Source organism: Serratia sp. NA_13, assembly GCF_052691735.1.
The window spans coordinates 119,947-137,590 of the sequence record NZ_JBQZFV010000008.1 but is presented as its reverse complement, the minus strand read 5'-3'; the positions used below and the strand labels follow the sequence as shown (position 1 = coordinate 137,590).

The window sequence follows — 17,644 nt, the reverse complement described above, 5'->3', positions numbered from 1 at the left end:
CCTATCGGGGGGCAACACTCAACGCGGTGTCGGTAACAGCGTCAGCAAAGGCTGTGGCTTGCCGATGAAGTAGCCCTGCATATAGTCCACGCCAACCCCTTTCAGCGCGACCAACTGCTCCATGCTTTCCACATATTCCGCCACTATCGTCAGCCGCTTCATGCGCGCAACCTTGCAGATAGACGTAATCACCTGGAAATCCACCGGATTGGTCAGCATGTCACGCACGAAACTGCCGTCGATTTTCAACATGTCGACCGGCAACATCTTCAGCCGGTCATAGCTGGCATAGCCGGTCCCGAAATCATCCAGCGCAATACGACACCCCATCTCACGCAGTGCCTTCAAGTTGGTCCCGGCGTAGGCCGTATCCTGCAACAGGTGCGATTCAGTAACTTCCAGCGTTAGTTGGTATGGCTCTATCTGGTACTGCTCCAGCAGGCTGTTAACATCGTGGCGTAACATCGGCCGACACAGCGAAGAAGGTGACAGATTAACCGCAAAGCGCGCGCTGGGCAGTTCGACGCGGTGCTGATCCATAAATTTCAGCGTATTGCGCAATACCCACAGATCCAGCCGATAGGCCAGGCCGAATTCATGTGCCACCGGCAGGAAATCATTAGGCGATATGATCTCTCCGCACGCGTCGCGCATGCGCAGCAGAATTTCATGATATCGGTCACCACGCAGGCCCACGATCGGCTGCGCCATTAGAATGAACCCATCGTTATCCAGCGAATGCTGTACGCCATGAAGTAGCGCAACCTTGCGCTTGATCTCCTCCTGCACCCCTTGGCCACCGTTTTGCACACTCTCCGGTTTGCCGCTGGTCAATGATACTTCAGCCAACGAGCTAAGTTCCCCCAGCAAAACGTAGAGATGTTCGAAATCGGCATCCACGCTGCAGTAGCCTAATCCCAACGGGGGATGGAGTGGCAAGCCATTCCATACAAGACGGAATTTCTCCAGCACGCGGTAAATCTGCAAAACCTTTTCTTCACTGTCTTCGCCATCCACCCGCAGCAACAGATCATAACCCGGCAGATGATAAACGCCCTCGCCGGGTGCCAGTACCTGATGCAGCAGTGCCGCCAATTGCTGTTTGAAACGGATACGCAATTGCATACCGTAGTTGCGGCTCAGCAAATCCAGCTCGCTAACGCGCAGGAAACACAGCGTTGAAGGTAATGACTGAGTCAGATCGCGCTTGAGGGCCCGCAGGTTAGCCAAGCCAATCACCGGATCCTGCAGCGCAGCGCTTTGCGCTCTGGCATGACTTAATCGCTGGCGGGTATTGAGCGCCGACATCAAGTAGATGCACAGGGTAAACACTACCATCATCGAAGAGATGACCGCCAGGTTATGCAATAAATTGTCGCGTTGCGCATAACCGGGATAATGGAAAAACAGCACCAGCAGCGTAGAAGACCAGATAATACAGTTAAATTGATAGCCAAAGCGCATCGCACCATACAGCATCACCGGCAGCAATAAGATCAGGCCATAGCCCCCCAGCAACAGGGGATTGGCGTATTTAGCGTAGTAGGACAGCAAGGCCACCATGCTGATCAGCACCAGCAACCACAGAGACAACTCTTTTTTATCGGCAGTGGGTGCCATTTCACGGCCAAAACGTCGCCACAGCGTCAGTGCGAACCTGGGCTTGTTCAACAGACGCAACATAAAGTAGAACAGCGGCATAGCGGACAGGCAGCCCAGCAGCAACGCCTGAAAATTGACCAAAGCCAACAAATAGTCACTATCGCCAGGCATCATCCCCAGTTCGTCAGGCACTTGTGCCAGACCGACCATCAGTTTCAGACCTAAAACAAACAGCAACGCCGGCAGTACCACCAACCAGATCAACCTCGCTTTGACCAAGGTCGGTACGCCGGGAGCCGCACACCAACGACGCTGAGTCTGGTTGCGATACCCCAACCAGCACAGGATCAGGCAAAACAGGTACAGCAAGGTGACCAATATGCCGATCTCCAGCCCCAGTCGGCTCGCGTATCGAAACATGATGGCCAGGGTAATGCCCGGCAGTGCCCGCCAGTCGTAAACCATCAACAACGCAATGCAGGCGGCCAGTGGCAGATAAAGCAGGTAGACTTTAGCCTCGGGCAGCATAATGCGCGGTGACAACCAACCGGCGAACGGAATCAACAACAAGCTCCAGATGAGGGGATAACCCCACCAGCGCTCGCGTAAATGCTTCCAGAATATTGGCTTAACCATAAAAATAACGAGTCCATCAGAGCGCAATTCCATTCGCGCGTTCAGGTAATAAGGTAGGTTCCTTTACGTACCTCTATCCATTCATGAGGCAAAGTGAAAGTAACATATGCGACAGTAGAATGGGGTGGGATTTTATACGCCAGGGCCAGCAAGGGTTTGACTGCGATCAATCAAGAAGGAAAAGTTAGGTAAAAATGTGTAAGCCTATTTTTGGTATTATCTTAAGTCTATGATCTAACAAATAAACTAAAACTCTTACTAAACATAAGTGAAATATCGACGGTACCAACTGGAAATAAATGGACAATATTTGTCATCGATAGCTAAAATTCCGTTTACAATTTATCGGCTTTCACCGCCGTTGAATGATACAGGAAACCGGCATGCCGGGTGAGATATGCGTAAAAAAACCACCGGACAGATGACAAAAATAGTGCTGTTTGTCAGCTTTATCATTTTGGTTGGCCGTCTGCTGTATGCAGCGGTGGTCGCAGTGCCCCATCATCAGGAAAAAAAGCTAGCCCCTTATCAAACGACCACCGAAACAGGCGGCGAAAACCAGGGCACTTCTCCCTGACTTCAAAGACCCAAGCTGCTCTGCAGAGCTTGCGAATAGTTAAGCAGCCTGCCGATGTTTTGGCATGTCAGGCCCCTTACTTATTCCTCAGCTTCTGCTGCCATTTCATAAAAATGACGTCTGCATTCACTAAGCTCTCTGTTGTTCAGAGCTTGTCTGCAAGGACCCCTGAGTGCCAGTAAGGAATATCATGTCAGCCGCAACGCATAATGTTAAAAAAGTCGCTGAGCACCGCCAGCGCATTCTTTCTCTGCTGTTAAATAACAAAGATCTGGTCGACGGCATTCTCGGCCGACCGGGGGACGAAAACGCCCTTAGCAAAAGCGAACTGCTCAACCAGACCGCCGAAATTACCGGTCTGTTGGACGATATGCATGCCGCCGATTTGGCTGACTTGCTCGAAGCGCTGCCGCAGGACGAACGTCTGGCGTTGTGGCGGCTGGTGGGTAACGCCAAGCGCGGCCAGGCACTGGTAGAAGTCGCCGAACCGGTGTGGGACAGCCTGATCGAAGAAATGAGCGATAAAGACCTGCTCAAAGCGATCAAAACGCTGGACGTTGATGAACAGGCCTATCTGGCGCAATACCTGCCGCGTAACCTGATGGGCCGCCTGCTGACCTCGATGGAGCCGGAGCAGCGCGCTCAGGTACGCGAGATGATCCACTACGGCAAAGACACCGTCGGCTGGATGATGGATTTTGAACTGGTCACGGTGCGCCCGGACGTCACCCTCGGTGCGGTGCATCGCTTCCTGCGCCTGCGCAAAACCATACCGGCGGCCACCGATAAACTCTTTGTCACCGATCGTAAAAATACCCTGCTCGGTGAGTTGCCGCTCACTGCGGTGCTGCTCAATGACCCGGAAACTCTGGTACAGGCGGTGATGGACAGCGATCCCACCCGTTTTCTGCCGGAAGAGAAAGCCGAGGCTGCGGCCAGTGCGTTCGAACGTTATGACCTGATCAGCGCCCCGGTGGTCGATGCCAAAGGCAAGCTGATGGGGCGTTTAACCATTGAAGAAATCGTCGACGTGGTCAACGAGGAAAGTGACAGCAACCTGCGCCGCATGGGGGGCTTAAGCCCGGAAGAAGACGTGTTTGCCCCGGTCAGCAAAGCGGTGAAAACCCGCTGGGCCTGGCTGGCTATCAACCTGTGTACCGCATTTATCGCTTCACGCGTAATCGGCCTGTTTGAACACACTATTTCGCAACTGGTGGCGCTGGCGGCATTGATGCCGATCGTCGCCGGTATCGGCGGCAACACCGGTAACCAGACCATCACCATGATCGTCCGCGCGTTGGCACTGCATCAAATCGAAGTCGGCAATATCTCCCGCCTGATGTTCAGGGAGCTGGGGGTCGCCATCATCAACGGCGTGGTCTGGGGCGGTATCATGGGCATAGTCACCTGGTTGTTGTATGGCGACTGGGCGATGGGCGGAGTAATGACGCTGGCGATGATCCTCAACCTGCTGGTTGCCGCACTGATGGGGGTGGTGATCCCGATGGCCATGCTAAAAATGGGACGAGATCCGGCGGTCGGTTCCAGCGTCCTGATTACCGCGCTGACCGACACCGGCGGCTTCTTTATCTTCCTCGGTCTGGCCACCCTCTTCCTGCTCTAACCTCCGATGGCCGGCGGTTACGTCGGCTTATTCGCCAATTCCCTTCATCCCGCATAACTCTCCTGCCTTTCGGGCCGTGGCATCATTGGCCACATGCTCCCGATCACGTTTTTTTTGCTTATCCTGTCTGAGGTTAGTGGTATAACTAACAGGTCAAAGTTAATCGTTTGAACAATACCTCGATACGGAAATCAGCACGCGCGTTAATTTCCACCACCATCTTTAAACGTGATTGCTCAGGGATAATGGCTATGAAAAACGAGTGGTTTGCCGCCAGAGAGCTTACCGGCATTGCAGGACTGCCCTCCTCGCCACAGGGAATCAATTTGATGGCCCGCCGTGAAGGCTGGATCAGTCGCCGTCGAAAAGGCGTGCAGGGAAAAGCGGTGGAATACCACATCAACAGCCTGCCGATCGGCGCGCGCAGCCTGTTGGTACTGCAAGAGGCTCCCGCTGAATATCAGGTTGAACGCCAGGATCCGCTGGCGGTTTGGGTGGAGTATTATTATCACCTGAGCGAAAGCGAACGTGAGAAAGTACTCACCTTCCTGATGCGCGAAGGGATCGACAGCCTGCTGGCGCTTATTGCCACCGAAGAATAACGCGGCTACCCGTCGATGTCCGTTGACGGTGCCCAATCCTGGTTATGCCACAGATGCAGCGTGGCGTAGGAGCGCCAGGGCCGCCAGCGTTCGGCATAGTTTTCAATCTGGCGTGGCGTCATCCCAGGAAAGCGCTGTTTGATCAGATAATCCCCTGTCAGAAACACGTCCGGCCATGACCAGGCCCGCATCGCGATATAACTGGCGGTCCAACTGCCAATCCCCGGCAACGCGGTGAGAGCCTTGATCCCTTGCTCAATATCCAGCACGTTTTCCAACTGTAGCCGCCCTTCGGTGACCGCCCGTGCGATGGTGATAATCGCCGCTGCCCGCTTCAGTTGCACTCCCAGTGGGCGTAACTCTTCGGGTTGCAGTTGTGCGATTTGCTCGGCATTGGGAAACATATGAGTTATACCGGCGTAAGGCTGTTCCAGCGGCGTTCCCCAGCGTTCAGCCATGCGACCGGCAAAGGTCGCCGCCATCTTGACGCTGACCAACTGCCCAAGCACCGCCCGGGTCGCCTGTTCAAAGCTGTTGACGCAGCCGGGCAAGCGCAAGCCCGGCGCATCGGCGGCAAGTCGCCCCAGGGCCAGAATGATCAGATCCGGTGCCGCGTCGAGATCAAACAGTTGGCGGATGCGACGCAGCACTTCCGTGGTCACCCGGCTGAGGGCCGGGGCAATCTCCACCCGAACCCGATTATGGCTCTCCTCCGGCTGCACGCTGACCCAGCCGTGATAATCAATACCGCCCTGGGTGATGGCGATCGCCCGCAGATACTGTTGCCCTTCCACCTTTTCTACCCCGCTTACCGCACGAGTTTGTAAAAAGCTCAACATTCGCGGCCAGTCATAGGGCGGCCGGTAACCCAGATGAAACACCAACCCGCTGGCAACGGTGCGTTCATTGCGGCCGCTGCTGCGCAGCGCCGAGGGGATCAGCCGGTAGCGTGCCTTGAACAACTCGTTAAAGCGTCGCAGGCTGCCGAAACCGGCGGCAAACGCTACCTCGCTCAGCGGCATATCGGTATCCGCCAGCAGCCGCTTGGCCTGTAACAGCCGGTGCGACTGGGCGTAATCAATCGGCGACGCACCAAACTGATCGGCAAAGATACGCCGCAGATGGCGGTCGGAAATGCCCAAGCGTGCGGCCAGTTGCTCGCAGCTGTGCTCCGACAGATAACCCTGTTCAATCAATTGCACCGCCACTTGGGCATAGCGGTTGCCCAGATCAATCAACGCCAGCCCCGGCGCCAACTCCGGCCGACACTTAAGACAGGGGCGAAACCCTGCCAGCTCCGCCGCCGCAGCGCTCGGGTAAAAGGTGCAGTTCTCTATTTTTGGCGTGCGGGCACTGCACACCGGGCGGCAATAAATCCCGGTTGAAGAAACACCGACAAAGAAGCGGCCGTCGAATTTGCGATCGCGCGCACTCAGTGCCTGATACAGCGCCTGTTGCTGGTTTTTCATGGCTAGGCTCGGGGTCAGTTTTTTGTTCATTATGCGACTCGGCTGGTGCGCTGACGTGCGGGATTCGGACATTAAGTTAAGCATGCACTCTCGTTCGCCGCTATACCCAAAATAATTCGAGTTGCATCGCGGCGGCAACTGAGCGCATCCCCGGGAGCGTACAAAGAGTACGTGACCGGGTAAGCGCAGGAAGCCAACAAAGATGCAGCTTGAAGTATGAAGGGCATAAATTTTTCGTCAGTTGGGCGCTCACACGTTGCCCGAGGGGCAAGTCTCGGGTAAAGTCGCCCCCCTTCATCGGCATGGGGAGTGAGAAAAGACATGTTTATTGGATTCGATTACGGAACGGCCAACTGTTCCGTTGCAGTGATGCGTGATAACGGCCCCGAGCTGCTGACGTTGGAAAACAACGAACCCTATCTGCCGTCGATGCTGTGCGCACCGACGCGTGAAGCCGTGAGCGAGTGTTTGCACCGTCACTGGCAAGTCCCCACTGGCAGCGAAGAGAACCAGCAACTGCTGCGCCGGGCAATCAACTACAACCGTGAAGAAGATATCCCGGTCGCCAGCAACAGCGTGCTGTTCGGCCTGCAAGCGCTGGCACACTACGTTGAAGATCCGGAAGAAGTGTATTTTGTTCGCTCACCGAAATCTTTCCTCGGTGCCAACGGCCTGAAGCCACAGCAGATCGCGCTGTTTGAAGATCTGGTGTGTGCCATGATGTTCCACATCAAGCGCCAGGCGGAAAACGTCCTGCAGGACAGCATCAGTCAAGCGGTCATCGGTCGCCCGATCAACTTCCAGGGCATGGGCGGTGAAGATGCCAACCAGCAGGCGCAGGGCATTTTGCAACGCGCTGCCGAACGTGCCGGGTTCAAAGACATTCAATTCCAGTTCGAGCCGGTCGCGGCAGGGCTGGACTTCGAAGCCACCCTGACCGAAGAGAAAACCGTGCTGGTGGTAGACATCGGTGGCGGTACCACCGACTGCTCGGTGCTGCTGATGGGGCCGCAATGGCGTGACCGCGCCGATCGCCAGCAAAGCCTGCTGGGACACAGCGGTTGCCGCGTGGGCGGTAACGACCTGGATATCATGCTGGCATTCAAACAGCTGATGCCGCTGTTCGGCATGGGCGGCGAAACCGGCAAGGGCATCGCCCTGCCTGCGTTGCCTTACTGGAACGCAGTTGCCACCAACGACGTGCCGGCGCAGAACGACTTTTACAGCGTCGCCAACGGCCGCATGCTGCACGATCTGATCCGCGATGCTGCCGAACCGGAAAAGGTCAAACGCCTGCTAAAAGTCCACCAGCAACGTCTGAGCTACCGTTTGGTGCGTGCGGCGGAAGAGAGCAAAATCGCCCTGTCCGCGCAGCAAAACATCAGCGCCCCGCTGGCTTTCGTCCAGACTGATTTGGCGGAAACCATCAGCCAGGATCAACTTGCCGAAGCTATTTCGCAGCCGCTACTGCGCATCCAGGAACAGGTCAGCGCCGCGCTGGCCAGCAGCCAGACCGCGCCACAGGTGATTTATCTCACCGGCGGCAGCGCGCGCTCACCGTTGCTGCGCGCCGCGCTGCAACAGCAGTTGCCGGGTATTCCTATCGTCGGTGGCAACGACTTTGGCTCAGTCACCGCCGGGCTGGCACGCTGGGCGCAAACGCTGTTCCGTTAATGCTCAGAAGGCGCGGCTTGCCGCGCCTTAGGTTGCTGACAAAGCAGGAAAAAGCGTGGTTTTTCCTGCTTTGTGATGAGCAGCCGAAAATCAATAAATTGATTTTCCTGATTTTTATTTATCGGCCTCTACTCGCTCTGGGTAGGGATGAGGTTTGTCATCAGTCTGAGGCGCGGCTTGCCGCGCCTTAGTTCACTGGAGCCAGTCGATGTGTGACATATTTTCCCTTGAAAGCGACCGGTTGCTATTGCGCGCCTGGCGTGACGAAGATCTACCGGCATTTGCCGCCCTCAATGCCGATCCCCAGGTAATGCGTTATTTCCCTGCTCCGTTGACAGCCGAACAAAGCTACGCGCAAGCTGACAAAATTCGTCAGTTTATGCAGCAAAACGGCTGGGGTTTGTGGGCGGTGGAAGAAAAAGACGGCGCGCCTTTTATCGGCTTCGTTGGGCTGGCGATCCCGGCGGAAGATCTGCCCTGCTCCCCCTGCGTGGAAATTGGCTGGCGGCTAGCGGCGGCGCACTGGGGAAAAGGCTACGCCACTGAGGCCGCCCGTAGCGCACTCTGCCACGCTTTCGAGCAGTTGGAGTTGGCTGAAGTGGTATCTTTTACCGCCGAGACCAACCAGCCATCGCGCCGGGTTATGGAACGTATTGGCATGACGTCCCGTGACGAAAATTTCCTACATCCACGGCTGCCGCTGGGCCATCCGCTGCAAAAACATGTCCTGTATCGGCTGGCACAACAAACCTGGCGGGATAAATTCCACGGCTAACCCCGCCAGCCGCTGTGGGTAAGATTACCAGGCGCTGGCCTGGTTCAGAGTACTGATATCCTCGGCATCCAACCGCAGACAGGTGGCGCTAACCAACTCATCCAACTGCTTTAGTGAAGTGGCGCTGACGATTGGCGCAGTGATGCTGGGCCGCGCTATCAGCCAGGCCAATGAAACCTGCGCGGGGGAAGTCTGGTGCTTCGCTGCAACGCTATCCAACGCCGTCAGAATTTTTAAACCGCGCGGATTGAGATACTGCCCGATCACCCTGTCGCCACGCTGGCTCTTGCCGATATCTTGCTCACTGCGATATTTGCCGGTCAGGAAACCGCTGGCCAGCGAGAAGAAGTTAATTACCCCCAGTCCATGACGCTGCGCCACCGCTTCCAGCCCCTGCTCATAGCCTTCTCGCGCATACAGGTTATATTCCGGCTGCAGAGCTTCGTAACGCGCCAGCCCTTCTCGTTCGCTGACGTTCAGTGCCTCTTCCAGACGGTCGGCCTGATAGTTGGAAGCGCCTATCGCCCGCACCTTGCCGGCCTTGATCAGCGCATCAAACGCCGCCAGGGTTTCCACCAGCGGCGTATCCCGGTCGTCGTCGTGCGATTGATAAAGGTCGATATAGTCGGTCTGCAAACGGCGCAGTGAATCCTCCACCGCCTGCTGGATATAGCGCGGCGACAGCCCTTGTTTGCCTTCGCCCATCGGCTTGCCCACCTTGGTGGCAATGATAACCCGATCGCGCTTGCCGGTTTTTTTCAGCCATTGTCCAATGGTGGTCTCCGACTCTCCGCCCTGATTGCCCGGTGCCCAACTCGAGTACACATCGGCGGTATCGATGAAATTGAGCTGGTGCTCCACCAGCGCATCCAGCAGGCTGAATGAGGTTTCGCGATCGGCAGTCCAGCCAAACACATTACCGCCGAAGGTCAATACCGGTACTTTTATGCCCGAACGGCCCAGCTCTCTGTTGTTCATAGCATTCTCCAAGGAATTAATGATTCGCAGGGTAATTATTAACGCCAACCCAGAAAATACGCCAAAACGTATTGGCTATAAGTCAGATTAAGCCTCTTATAAGGCGAGTATGCACAAATCTGCAACTTATTAGGACAATGCTGACGGTTACTCCATATTTCCTTCATTTTTATGCCGTCTTGACTGGCTAAACTAGTATTCTGTAAGGAGTGTAACTTTTTTGGCAATGAGTGCCCGCACGCCTGCCTTTTGGAGAGATTTTCGCCACCATGAATGCAAAAAACCCACGTCGTTCACTGATACTGCGCCTGCTGGTGGTGGTTATTGTGGCTATTGCCGCCGTGCTGATTTGGCGTCACTTCAGCGCTCCGCAACCGGCGGCGGCTGCCGCGCCGGGTGCCCGCCAAGCAGCCAGTGGCAAGGCTGCCGGTGGCCGACGCGGGGCACCGATGTCACCGGTACAGGCAGCCACCGTCACACAGCAAACGGTGCCACGCTATCTTTCCGGGCTGGGCACCGCGACCGCCGCCAACACCGTGACCGTCACCAGCCGGGTCGATGGCCAACTGATGGCTATCCATTTTACTGAAGGCCAACAGGTCAAGGCCGGCGATTTGCTGGTGGAAATCGACCCGCGCCCGTTTGAAGTACAGCTGACTCAGGCGTTGGGACAACTGGCTAAAGACCAGGCCACGCTCGCTAATGCCCGGCGCGATTTGGCGCGTTACCAGCAACTGGCAAAAACCAATCTGGTTTCACGCCAGGATCTGGATACCCAATTGTCATTAGTGCAACAGACTGAGGGGGCGATCAAAGCCGATCAGGGCACGGTCGACAGCGCCAGACTGCAAATCACCTACAGCCGCATCACCGCGCCGATCGACGGTCGCGTCGGCCTGAAACTGGTGGATGTCGGCAATTACATCACCAGCGGCAGCACAACCGGCATTGTGGTGATCACCCAGACTCACCCTATCGATGTGGTGTTTACCCTGCCGGAAGCCAATATCAGCGACTTGATCAAAGCGCAAAAAGCCGGCCCGGTCAGCGTCGAAGCCTGGGATCGCACCAACCAAAATCAACTGGCAACCGGTTCGTTGCTGAGCCTGGATAACCAGATCGATACCACCACTGGCACCATCAAACTCAAGGCGCGTTTCACCAATGAGGACGATGCGCTATTTCCCAACCAGTTTGTGAATACACGCCTGAAGGTGGCGACGCTGCACGATGCTATGGTCATCCCAACCGCGGCACTGCAAATGGGCAACGAAGGCAACTTCGTCTGGACCCTGAGTGAAGAGAACAAGGTCAACAAACACCTGGTTACCACCGGCATGCAGGACAACCGGCAAGTGGTGATCAACGCCGGCCTGAACGTCGGCGATCGGGTGGTGACCGACGGTATCGATCGTCTGACCGAAGGCATGCAGGTTGAGGTCGTCACGCCGCAAAAAAACCCGGCAGCGACCCAATCCGGTCACCCATCGCGTACTCAGGGGAAATCCTGATGCAGGTGATGCCACCTAACCCCGGCGGCGGCCCATCCCGCCTGTTTATTCTGCGCCCGGTCGCGACCACGCTGTTGATGGTGGCGATCCTGCTGGCGGGGATTATCGGTTATCGCGCCCTGCCGGTGTCCGCCCTGCCGGAAGTCGACTATCCGACCATTCAGGTGGTCACGCTGTACCCCGGTGCCAGCCCGGACGTGGTCACTTCGGCCATCAGCGCCCCGCTAGAACGCCAGTTTGGTCAGATGTCCGGCCTGAAACAGATGGCATCGCAAAGTTCCGGCGGCGCTTCGGTTGTGACACTGCAATTCCAGCTTGAGCTGCCGCTCGACGTCGCCGAACAGGAAGTGCAGGCGGCGATCAACTCCGCCACCAACCTGTTACCAGGCGATCTGCCCTACCCACCAATTTACAGCAAGGTTAACCCTGCCGATCCGCCGATACTGACACTGGCCGTGACTTCATCCGCCATGCCGATGACTCAGTTGGAAGACATGGTGGAAACCCGTGTCGCGCAGAAAATATCGCAGGTCACCGGCGTCGGGCTGGTCACTATTTCCGGTGGCCAGCGGCCGGCGGTGCGCGTGAAACTCAATGCCGCGGCCGTTGCCGCCTATGGCCTGGACAGCGAAACCATCCGCACCGCCATCGGCAACGCTAACGTCAACTCCGCCAAAGGCAGCCTGGATGGCCCGACGCGTTCGGTCACGCTGTCCGCCAACGACCAGATGAAGTCCGCCGACGATTACCGCCAACTGATTGTCACCTATCAGAACGGCGCGGCGATCCGCCTGCAAGATATCGCCACCATCGAGCAAGGCGCAGAAAATACCCGGCTGGCGGCCTGGGCCAACAAACAGCCGGCCATTGTGCTGAACATCCAGCGCCAGCCGGGGGTGAACGTGATCACCACCGCCGACAGTATCCGCGAGATGCTGCCCCAGTTGATCAAGAGCCTGCCAAAATCGGTCGACGTCAAGGTACTGACCGATCGCACCACCACCATCCGCGCCTCGGTCAGCGACGTGCAGTTCGAACTGTTGCTGGCGGTGGCGCTGGTGGTGATGGTGATTTACGTGTTCCTGCGCAACGTGCCAGCCACCATTATTCCGAGCGTGGCGGTACCGCTATCGTTGATCGGTACCTTTGCCGCCATGTACTTCCTGGGCTTCTCAATTAACAACCTGACGCTGATGGCATTGACCATCGCCACCGGGTTTGTGGTCGATGACGCCATCGTGGTGATTGAGAACATTTCACGCTATATCGAAAAGGGGGAAAAACCGCTCGATGCGGCGTTGAAAGGGGCCGGTGAAATCGGCTTCACCATCATTTCACTGACCTTCTCACTGGTGGCAGTGCTGATCCCGCTGCTGTTTATGGGGGATATTGTCGGCCGACTGTTCCGCGAATTTGCGGTAACGCTGGCGGTGGCAATTTTGATTTCCGCCGTAGTTTCTCTGACGCTGACGCCAATGATGTGCGCACGCATGCTAAGCCACGAATCGCTGCGCAAGCAGAACCGTTTCTCTGCTGCCTCCGAGCGTTTCTTTGATCGGGTTATCGCTCGCTACGGCAAATGGCTGAAAACGGTGCTCAACCACCCGTGGCTGACGCTCGGCGTGGCATTCAGCACGCTGCTGCTCACCATCTTGCTGTACCTGCTTATCCCGAAAGGCTTCTTCCCGGTGCAGGACAACGGCATCATTCAGGGCACGCTGGAAGCGCCGCAGTCAGTGTCATTCAGCAATATGGCCGAACGCCAACAGCAGGTGGCGACAGAAATTCTTAAAGATCCGGCGGTGGAAAGCCTGACGTCGTTTGTTGGCGTCGACGGCACCAACGCCACGCTCAACAGCGGCCGGCTGCAGATCAACCTCAAGCCCCTAAGCGAACGCAGCGAACGCATTCCGGTCATCATCACCCGTCTGCAACAGATGAGTACCCAGTTCCCCGGCGTGAAGCTGTATCTGCAGCCGGTACAGGATCTGACTATCGATACTCAGGTCAGCCGCACCCAGTACCAGTTCACCCTGCAGGCCATGTCGCTGGACGATCTTAGCCTGTGGGTACCGCAGTTGATGGCGGAACTGAAACAAACGCCGCAGTTGGCAGACGTGACCAGCAACTGGCAGGATCAGGGCCTGGTGGCCTATGTCAATGTCGATCGCGATTCGGCCTCTCGCCTCGGCATCAGCATGAGCGACGTGGATAATGCGCTGTACAACGCCTTCGGTCAGCGGTTGATCTCCACCATTTACACCCAGGCCAACCAGTACCGCGTGGTGCTGGAACATGACGTCAGCACCACCCCAGGGCTGGCGGCGCTGAATGATATCCGCCTGACCAGCAGCAACGGCACCATAGTGCCACTGAGCACCATCGCCAAAATTGAACAGCGCTTCGGGCCGCTGTCGGTTAACCATCTGGATCAGTTCCCGGCGGCCACCATCTCCTTTAACGTCGCGGGCAATTATTCGCTCGGTGAAGCGGTCGATGCCATCACCCTGGCGGAAAAAAAACTCAATCTGCCGAAAGACATCACCACCCAATTCCAGGGCGCAACGCTGGCGTTCCAGGCAGCGCTGGGCGGCACCCTGTGGTTGATTCTGGCGGCGGTCGTGGCGATGTATATCGTGTTGGGCGTGCTGTATGAGAGCTTTATTCACCCGGTAACTATCCTCTCTACCCTGCCCACCGCCGGGGTCGGCGCACTGCTGGCGCTGATGATGGCCGGCAGCGAACTGGACGTGATTGCCATTATCGGCATCATTCTGCTGATCGGCATCGTGAAGAAAAACGCCATCATGATGATCGACTTTGCCCTGGCCGCCGAGCGGGAACAGGGAATGACGCCGTATGATGCGATTTATCAGGCCTGCCTGCTACGTTTCAGACCGATCCTGATGACCACGTTGGCCGCGTTGCTGGGCGCACTGCCGCTGATGCTCAGCACCGGCGTCGGCGCGGAGCTACGCCACCCACTCGGGGTCTGTATGGTCGGCGGGCTGGTGATGAGCCAGATCCTGACACTGTTCACCACGCCGGTTATCTACCTGCTGTTTGACAAGCTGGCGCGTAACACTCGTCACCAGCCGGATGTGCAGGAGCTGCCGTGAAATTCTTCGCCCTGTTTATCTATCGGCCTGTCGCCACCACGCTGCTGACATTGGCCATCACCATCAGCGGCGTGATCGGCTTCAGCCTGCTGCCGGTCTCGCCGTTGCCGCAGGTCGACTATCCGGTGATTTCAATCAGCGCTTCACTGCCGGGGGCTGCCCCAGAGACCATGGCCTCGTCGGTGGCGACGCCACTGGAACGGGCTCTGGGCCGGATTGCCGGGGTCAATGAGATGACCTCGATGAGTTCGCTGGGCAGCACCAGAGTGATTATGCAGTTTGATCTCGATCGTGATATCAACGGTGCCGCACGTGACGTGCAGGCGGCAATTAACGCTGCACAAAGTCTGTTACCCTCCGGTATGCCAAGCCGCCCCAGCTACCGTAAGGTTAACCCGTCCGATGCGCCGATCATGATCCTGACGCTAACCTCGGATACCTACAGCCAGGGCCAGCTTTACGATTTTGCCTCTACCCAATTGGCACAGAAAATCGCCCAGACCGAAGGGGTGGGCGACGTCTCGGTTGGCGGTAGCTCACTGCCTGCGGTGCGGATCGAACTCAACCCAAGCGCCCTGTTCAATCAGGGCATATCACTAGATGCCGTACGCCAGACCATCAGCAATGCCAACGTGCGCAGGCCACAAGGCGCGGTAGAAAATCAGCAGCAGCGCTGGCAGCTCCAGGCCAACGACGAATTGAAAACCGCCAATGCCTATCGGCCGTTGATTATTCACTACAACAACGGCTCGGCGGTGCGCCTGAGCGACGTGGCCGAAGTCAACGACTCGGTACAGGATGTGCGCAACGCCGGGATGACCAATGCCAAACCGGCGATTATTCTGGCCATCAGCCGGACGCCGGACGCCAATATCATTGAAACCGTCGATCGCATCCGCGCCGAACTGCCCGCGCTGCAAGACAATATCCCGGCGTCGATCCAATTGAATATCGCCCAGGATCGCTCACCAACCATCCGCGCCTCACTGGCCGAGGTGGAGCAATCGCTGGTGATTGCCATCGGGCTGGTGATCCTGGTGGTATTCATCTTCCTGCGTTCCGGCCGCGCAACGCTGATCCCGGCGGTAGCGGTTCCGGTGTCGCTGATCGGCTCCTTCACCGCCATGTATCTGTGCGGCTTTAGTCTCAATAACCTGTCGCTGATGGCGCTGACCATTGCTACCGGCTTCGTGGTCGACGACGCTATCGTGGTGCTGGAGAATATTTCTCGCCACATCGAGGCCGGCATGAAGCCCATTAATGCGGCGCTGGTCGGGGTGCGTGAAGTGGGCTTCACCGTGCTGTCGATGAGCGTGTCGCTGGTGGCGGTGTTTATTCCGCTGCTGCTGATGGAAGGCCTGCCCGGCCGCCTGTTCCGCGAATTTGCCGTCACCCTGTCGGTGTCGATCGGGCTGTCGCTGATTATCTCGCTGACGCTGACGCCGATGATGTGCGCCTACCTGCTGCGCCACCAGCCGCCACGCTCGCAGCGGCGCATTCGCGGCTTCGGTAAAATGCTGTTGGCGTTGCAAAAGGGTTATGCCCGTTCACTAAGCTGGGTGCTTGGCCACTCGCGCTGGGTGCTGGCAGTGTTTCTGGCTACCATCGCGCTCAACGTGTGGCTGTACGTCAGTATTCCAAAAACTTTTTTCCCCGAACAGGATACCGGCCGGCTGCTGGGCTTTATCCAGGCCGATCAGAGCATTTCCTTCCAGGCGATGCGCGTTAAGCTGGAAGATTTCATGAAAATCGTGCGTGAAGATCCGGACGTGGAAAACGTCACCGGTTTCACCGGCGGCTCACGCACCAACAGCGGCTCGATGTTTATCTCGTTGAAACCCCTGTCGGTGCGCAGTGATGACGCGCAGAAAGTGATCGCCCGCCTGCGCGCCAAATTGGCCAAAGAGCCGGGTGCCAACCTGTTCCTGATGGCGGTGCAGGATATCCGCGTCGGTGGCCGGCAGGCTAATGCCAGCTACCAATACACACTACTGGCTGATGACCTCTCCGCACTCCGCCAGTGGGAACCGAAAATCCGCACTGCGCTGGCCGCCTTGCCGGAGCTGGCCGACGTCAACTCCGATCAGCAGGACAAAGGCTCGGAAATGGATCTGGTTTACGATCGCGAGACCATGGCCCGGCTGGGGATTTCGGTTTCAGACGCCAATAACCTGCTCAATAACGCCTTCGGCCAGCGCCAGATTTCGACCATCTACCAGCCGCTCAATCAGTACAAGGTGGTCATGGAAGTCGCGCCACCCTATACCCAGGACGTCAGTTCACTGGACAAGATGTTCGTGATCAACAAGGACGGCAAGGCGATCCCGCTGTCCTACTTCGCCAGTTGGAGACCGGCCAATGCACCGCTGTCGGTCAACCACCAGGGGTTGTCGGCCGCCTCGACCATCTCGTTTAACCTGCCCGATGGCGGCAGCCTGTCTGACGCCACCGCCGCCGTAGAACGCAGCATGACGGCGCTCGGTGTTCCGGCCACGGTACGAGGCGCCTTTGCCGGTACCGCTCAAGTATTCCAGGAAACGCTGAAATCCCAGTTGCTGCTGATCGCCGCCGCCATCGCCACGGTGTATATCGTGCTAGGCATCCTCTATGAAAGCTATATTCACCCGCTGACCATCCTGTCCACCCTGCCCTCTGCCGGTGTCGGTGCACTGCTGGCGCTGGAGCTGTTCGGCGCGCCGTTCAGCCTGATTGCGTTGATTGGCATTATGCTGCTGATCGGTATAGTGAAGAAGAACGCCATCATGATGGTCGATTTTGCCCTGGATGCACAACGCAACGGGGGTATCAGCGCGCGGGACGCCATTTTCCAGGCTTGCCTGCTGCGTTTCAGGCCGATAATGATGACCACGCTGGCGGCGCTTTTTGGCGCACTGCCCCTGGTGTTGACCCACGGCGACGGCGCGGAGTTACGTCAACCGCTCGGCATCACCATAGTGGGTGGGCTGCTCGTCAGCCAACTGCTGACGCTCTACACCACCCCGGTGGTTTACCTGTATTTTGACCGGCTGCAGATGAAGTTCCGTCGCGGCAAGAAGCTGGCTCCTTTGCCCCAATAA

11 protein-coding genes are annotated in these 17,644 nt (G+C 57.2%); 8 read left to right on the top strand and 3 right to left on the bottom strand.

The window, feature by feature from the left end; translation table 11 throughout:
* Window positions 1-18: 18 nt before the first annotated feature.
* Window positions 19-2,238: an EAL domain-containing protein gene (locus ACUTSU_RS13375; protein ID WP_445651844.1), complete on the bottom strand. Its 2,220-nt coding sequence runs from the start codon at window positions 2,236-2,238 to the stop codon at window positions 19-21.
* 397 nt (window positions 2,239-2,635) lie between these two features.
* Here ACUTSU_RS13375 and ACUTSU_RS13370 point away from each other — a divergent pair, with 397 nt between their 5' ends.
* The 3 genes from ACUTSU_RS13370 to ACUTSU_RS13360 all read left to right on the top strand — a co-directional run bounded on the left by ACUTSU_RS13370 (window position 2,636) and on the right by ACUTSU_RS13360 (window position 5,041).
* Window positions 2,636-2,815, top strand: a complete 180-nt coding sequence (locus ACUTSU_RS13370; RefSeq protein WP_445651845.1) for a YfgG family protein — start codon at window positions 2,636-2,638, stop codon at window positions 2,813-2,815.
* A 190-nt stretch (window positions 2,816-3,005) separates the two neighbouring features.
* A complete protein-coding gene (gene mgtE, locus ACUTSU_RS13365) occupies window positions 3,006-4,439 on the top strand; it encodes a magnesium transporter (protein WP_445651846.1) in 1,434 nt (477 codons plus the stop codon).
* 251 nt (window positions 4,440-4,690) lie between these two features.
* Entirely contained in the window at window positions 4,691-5,041 is a 351-nt protein-coding gene (locus ACUTSU_RS13360) for a DNA-binding protein (protein WP_261108343.1), read from the top strand.
* Window positions 5,042-5,046: 5 nt separating this feature from the next.
* Here the strand turns inward: ACUTSU_RS13360 and alkA are convergent, their stop codons facing one another.
* Window positions 5,047-6,540 (bottom strand): DNA-3-methyladenine glycosylase 2, encoded by a 1,494-nt coding sequence (gene alkA, locus ACUTSU_RS13355; protein ID WP_445651847.1) that lies wholly within the window; start codon window positions 6,538-6,540, stop codon window positions 5,047-5,049.
* Window positions 6,541-6,831: 291 nt separating this feature from the next.
* Between alkA and yegD the strand changes: the two genes are divergently transcribed.
* Both yegD and ACUTSU_RS13345 read left to right on the top strand, forming a co-directional pair.
* The gene (gene yegD / locus ACUTSU_RS13350) at window positions 6,832-8,184 is read left to right on the top strand and encodes a molecular chaperone (RefSeq protein ID WP_445651848.1); all 1,353 of its coding nucleotides are present in this window, start codon (window positions 6,832-6,834) and stop codon (window positions 8,182-8,184) included.
* Between the two features lie 208 nt (window positions 8,185-8,392).
* Window positions 8,393-8,959, top strand: coding sequence for a GNAT family N-acetyltransferase (locus ACUTSU_RS13345; RefSeq protein ID WP_445654279.1), 567 nt, complete (start codon window positions 8,393-8,395; stop codon window positions 8,957-8,959).
* 24 nt (window positions 8,960-8,983) lie between these two features.
* Here the strand turns inward: ACUTSU_RS13345 and ACUTSU_RS13340 are convergent, their stop codons facing one another.
* Window positions 8,984-9,937, bottom strand: coding sequence for an aldo/keto reductase (locus ACUTSU_RS13340; RefSeq protein WP_445651850.1), 954 nt, complete (start codon window positions 9,935-9,937; stop codon window positions 8,984-8,986).
* Between the two features lie 269 nt (window positions 9,938-10,206).
* Between ACUTSU_RS13340 and ACUTSU_RS13335 the strand changes: the two genes are divergently transcribed.
* From ACUTSU_RS13335 to mdtC, 3 genes are read left to right on the top strand one after another with little or no spacing between them, the layout of a single operon-like run.
* Window positions 10,207-11,448: an MdtA/MuxA family multidrug efflux RND transporter periplasmic adaptor subunit gene (locus ACUTSU_RS13335; RefSeq protein WP_445651851.1), complete on the top strand. Its 1,242-nt coding sequence runs from the start codon at window positions 10,207-10,209 to the stop codon at window positions 11,446-11,448.
* Window positions 11,448-14,567: an MdtB/MuxB family multidrug efflux RND transporter permease subunit gene (locus ACUTSU_RS13330; RefSeq protein ID WP_445654278.1), complete on the top strand. Its 3,120-nt coding sequence runs from the start codon at window positions 11,448-11,450 to the stop codon at window positions 14,565-14,567. The genes ACUTSU_RS13335 and ACUTSU_RS13330 overlap by 1 nt, the downstream gene beginning before the upstream one ends.
* Window positions 14,564-17,644: a multidrug efflux RND transporter permease subunit MdtC gene (gene mdtC / locus ACUTSU_RS13325; RefSeq protein ID WP_445654277.1), complete on the top strand. Its 3,081-nt coding sequence runs from the start codon at window positions 14,564-14,566 to the stop codon at window positions 17,642-17,644. The genes ACUTSU_RS13330 and mdtC overlap by 4 nt, the downstream gene beginning before the upstream one ends.

Excerpts from the sequence above, each read along its gene's own strand:
- ACUTSU_RS13340 (WP_445651850.1), bottom strand. The coding sequence starts at position 9,937 with ATGAACAACAGAGAGCTGGGCCGTTCGGGCATAAAAGTACCGGTATTG.
- ACUTSU_RS13375 (WP_445651844.1), bottom strand. The coding sequence starts at position 2,238 with ATGGTTAAGCCAATATTCTGGAAGCATTTACGCGAGCGCTGGTGGGGT.
- ACUTSU_RS13360 (WP_261108343.1), top strand. The coding sequence starts at position 4,691 with ATGAAAAACGAGTGGTTTGCCGCCAGAGAGCTTACCGGCATTGCAGGA.
- ACUTSU_RS13330 (WP_445654278.1), top strand. The coding sequence starts at position 11,448 with ATGCAGGTGATGCCACCTAACCCCGGCGGCGGCCCATCCCGCCTGTTT.
- yegD (WP_445651848.1), top strand. The coding sequence starts at position 6,832 with ATGTTTATTGGATTCGATTACGGAACGGCCAACTGTTCCGTTGCAGTG.
- alkA (WP_445651847.1), bottom strand. The coding sequence starts at position 6,540 with ATGAACAAAAAACTGACCCCGAGCCTAGCCATGAAAAACCAGCAACAG.
- ACUTSU_RS13370 (WP_445651845.1), top strand. The coding sequence starts at position 2,636 with ATGCGTAAAAAAACCACCGGACAGATGACAAAAATAGTGCTGTTTGTC.
- mgtE (WP_445651846.1), top strand. The coding sequence starts at position 3,006 with ATGTCAGCCGCAACGCATAATGTTAAAAAAGTCGCTGAGCACCGCCAG.
- ACUTSU_RS13345 (WP_445654279.1), top strand. The coding sequence starts at position 8,393 with ATGTGTGACATATTTTCCCTTGAAAGCGACCGGTTGCTATTGCGCGCC.
- ACUTSU_RS13335 (WP_445651851.1), top strand. The coding sequence starts at position 10,207 with ATGAATGCAAAAAACCCACGTCGTTCACTGATACTGCGCCTGCTGGTG.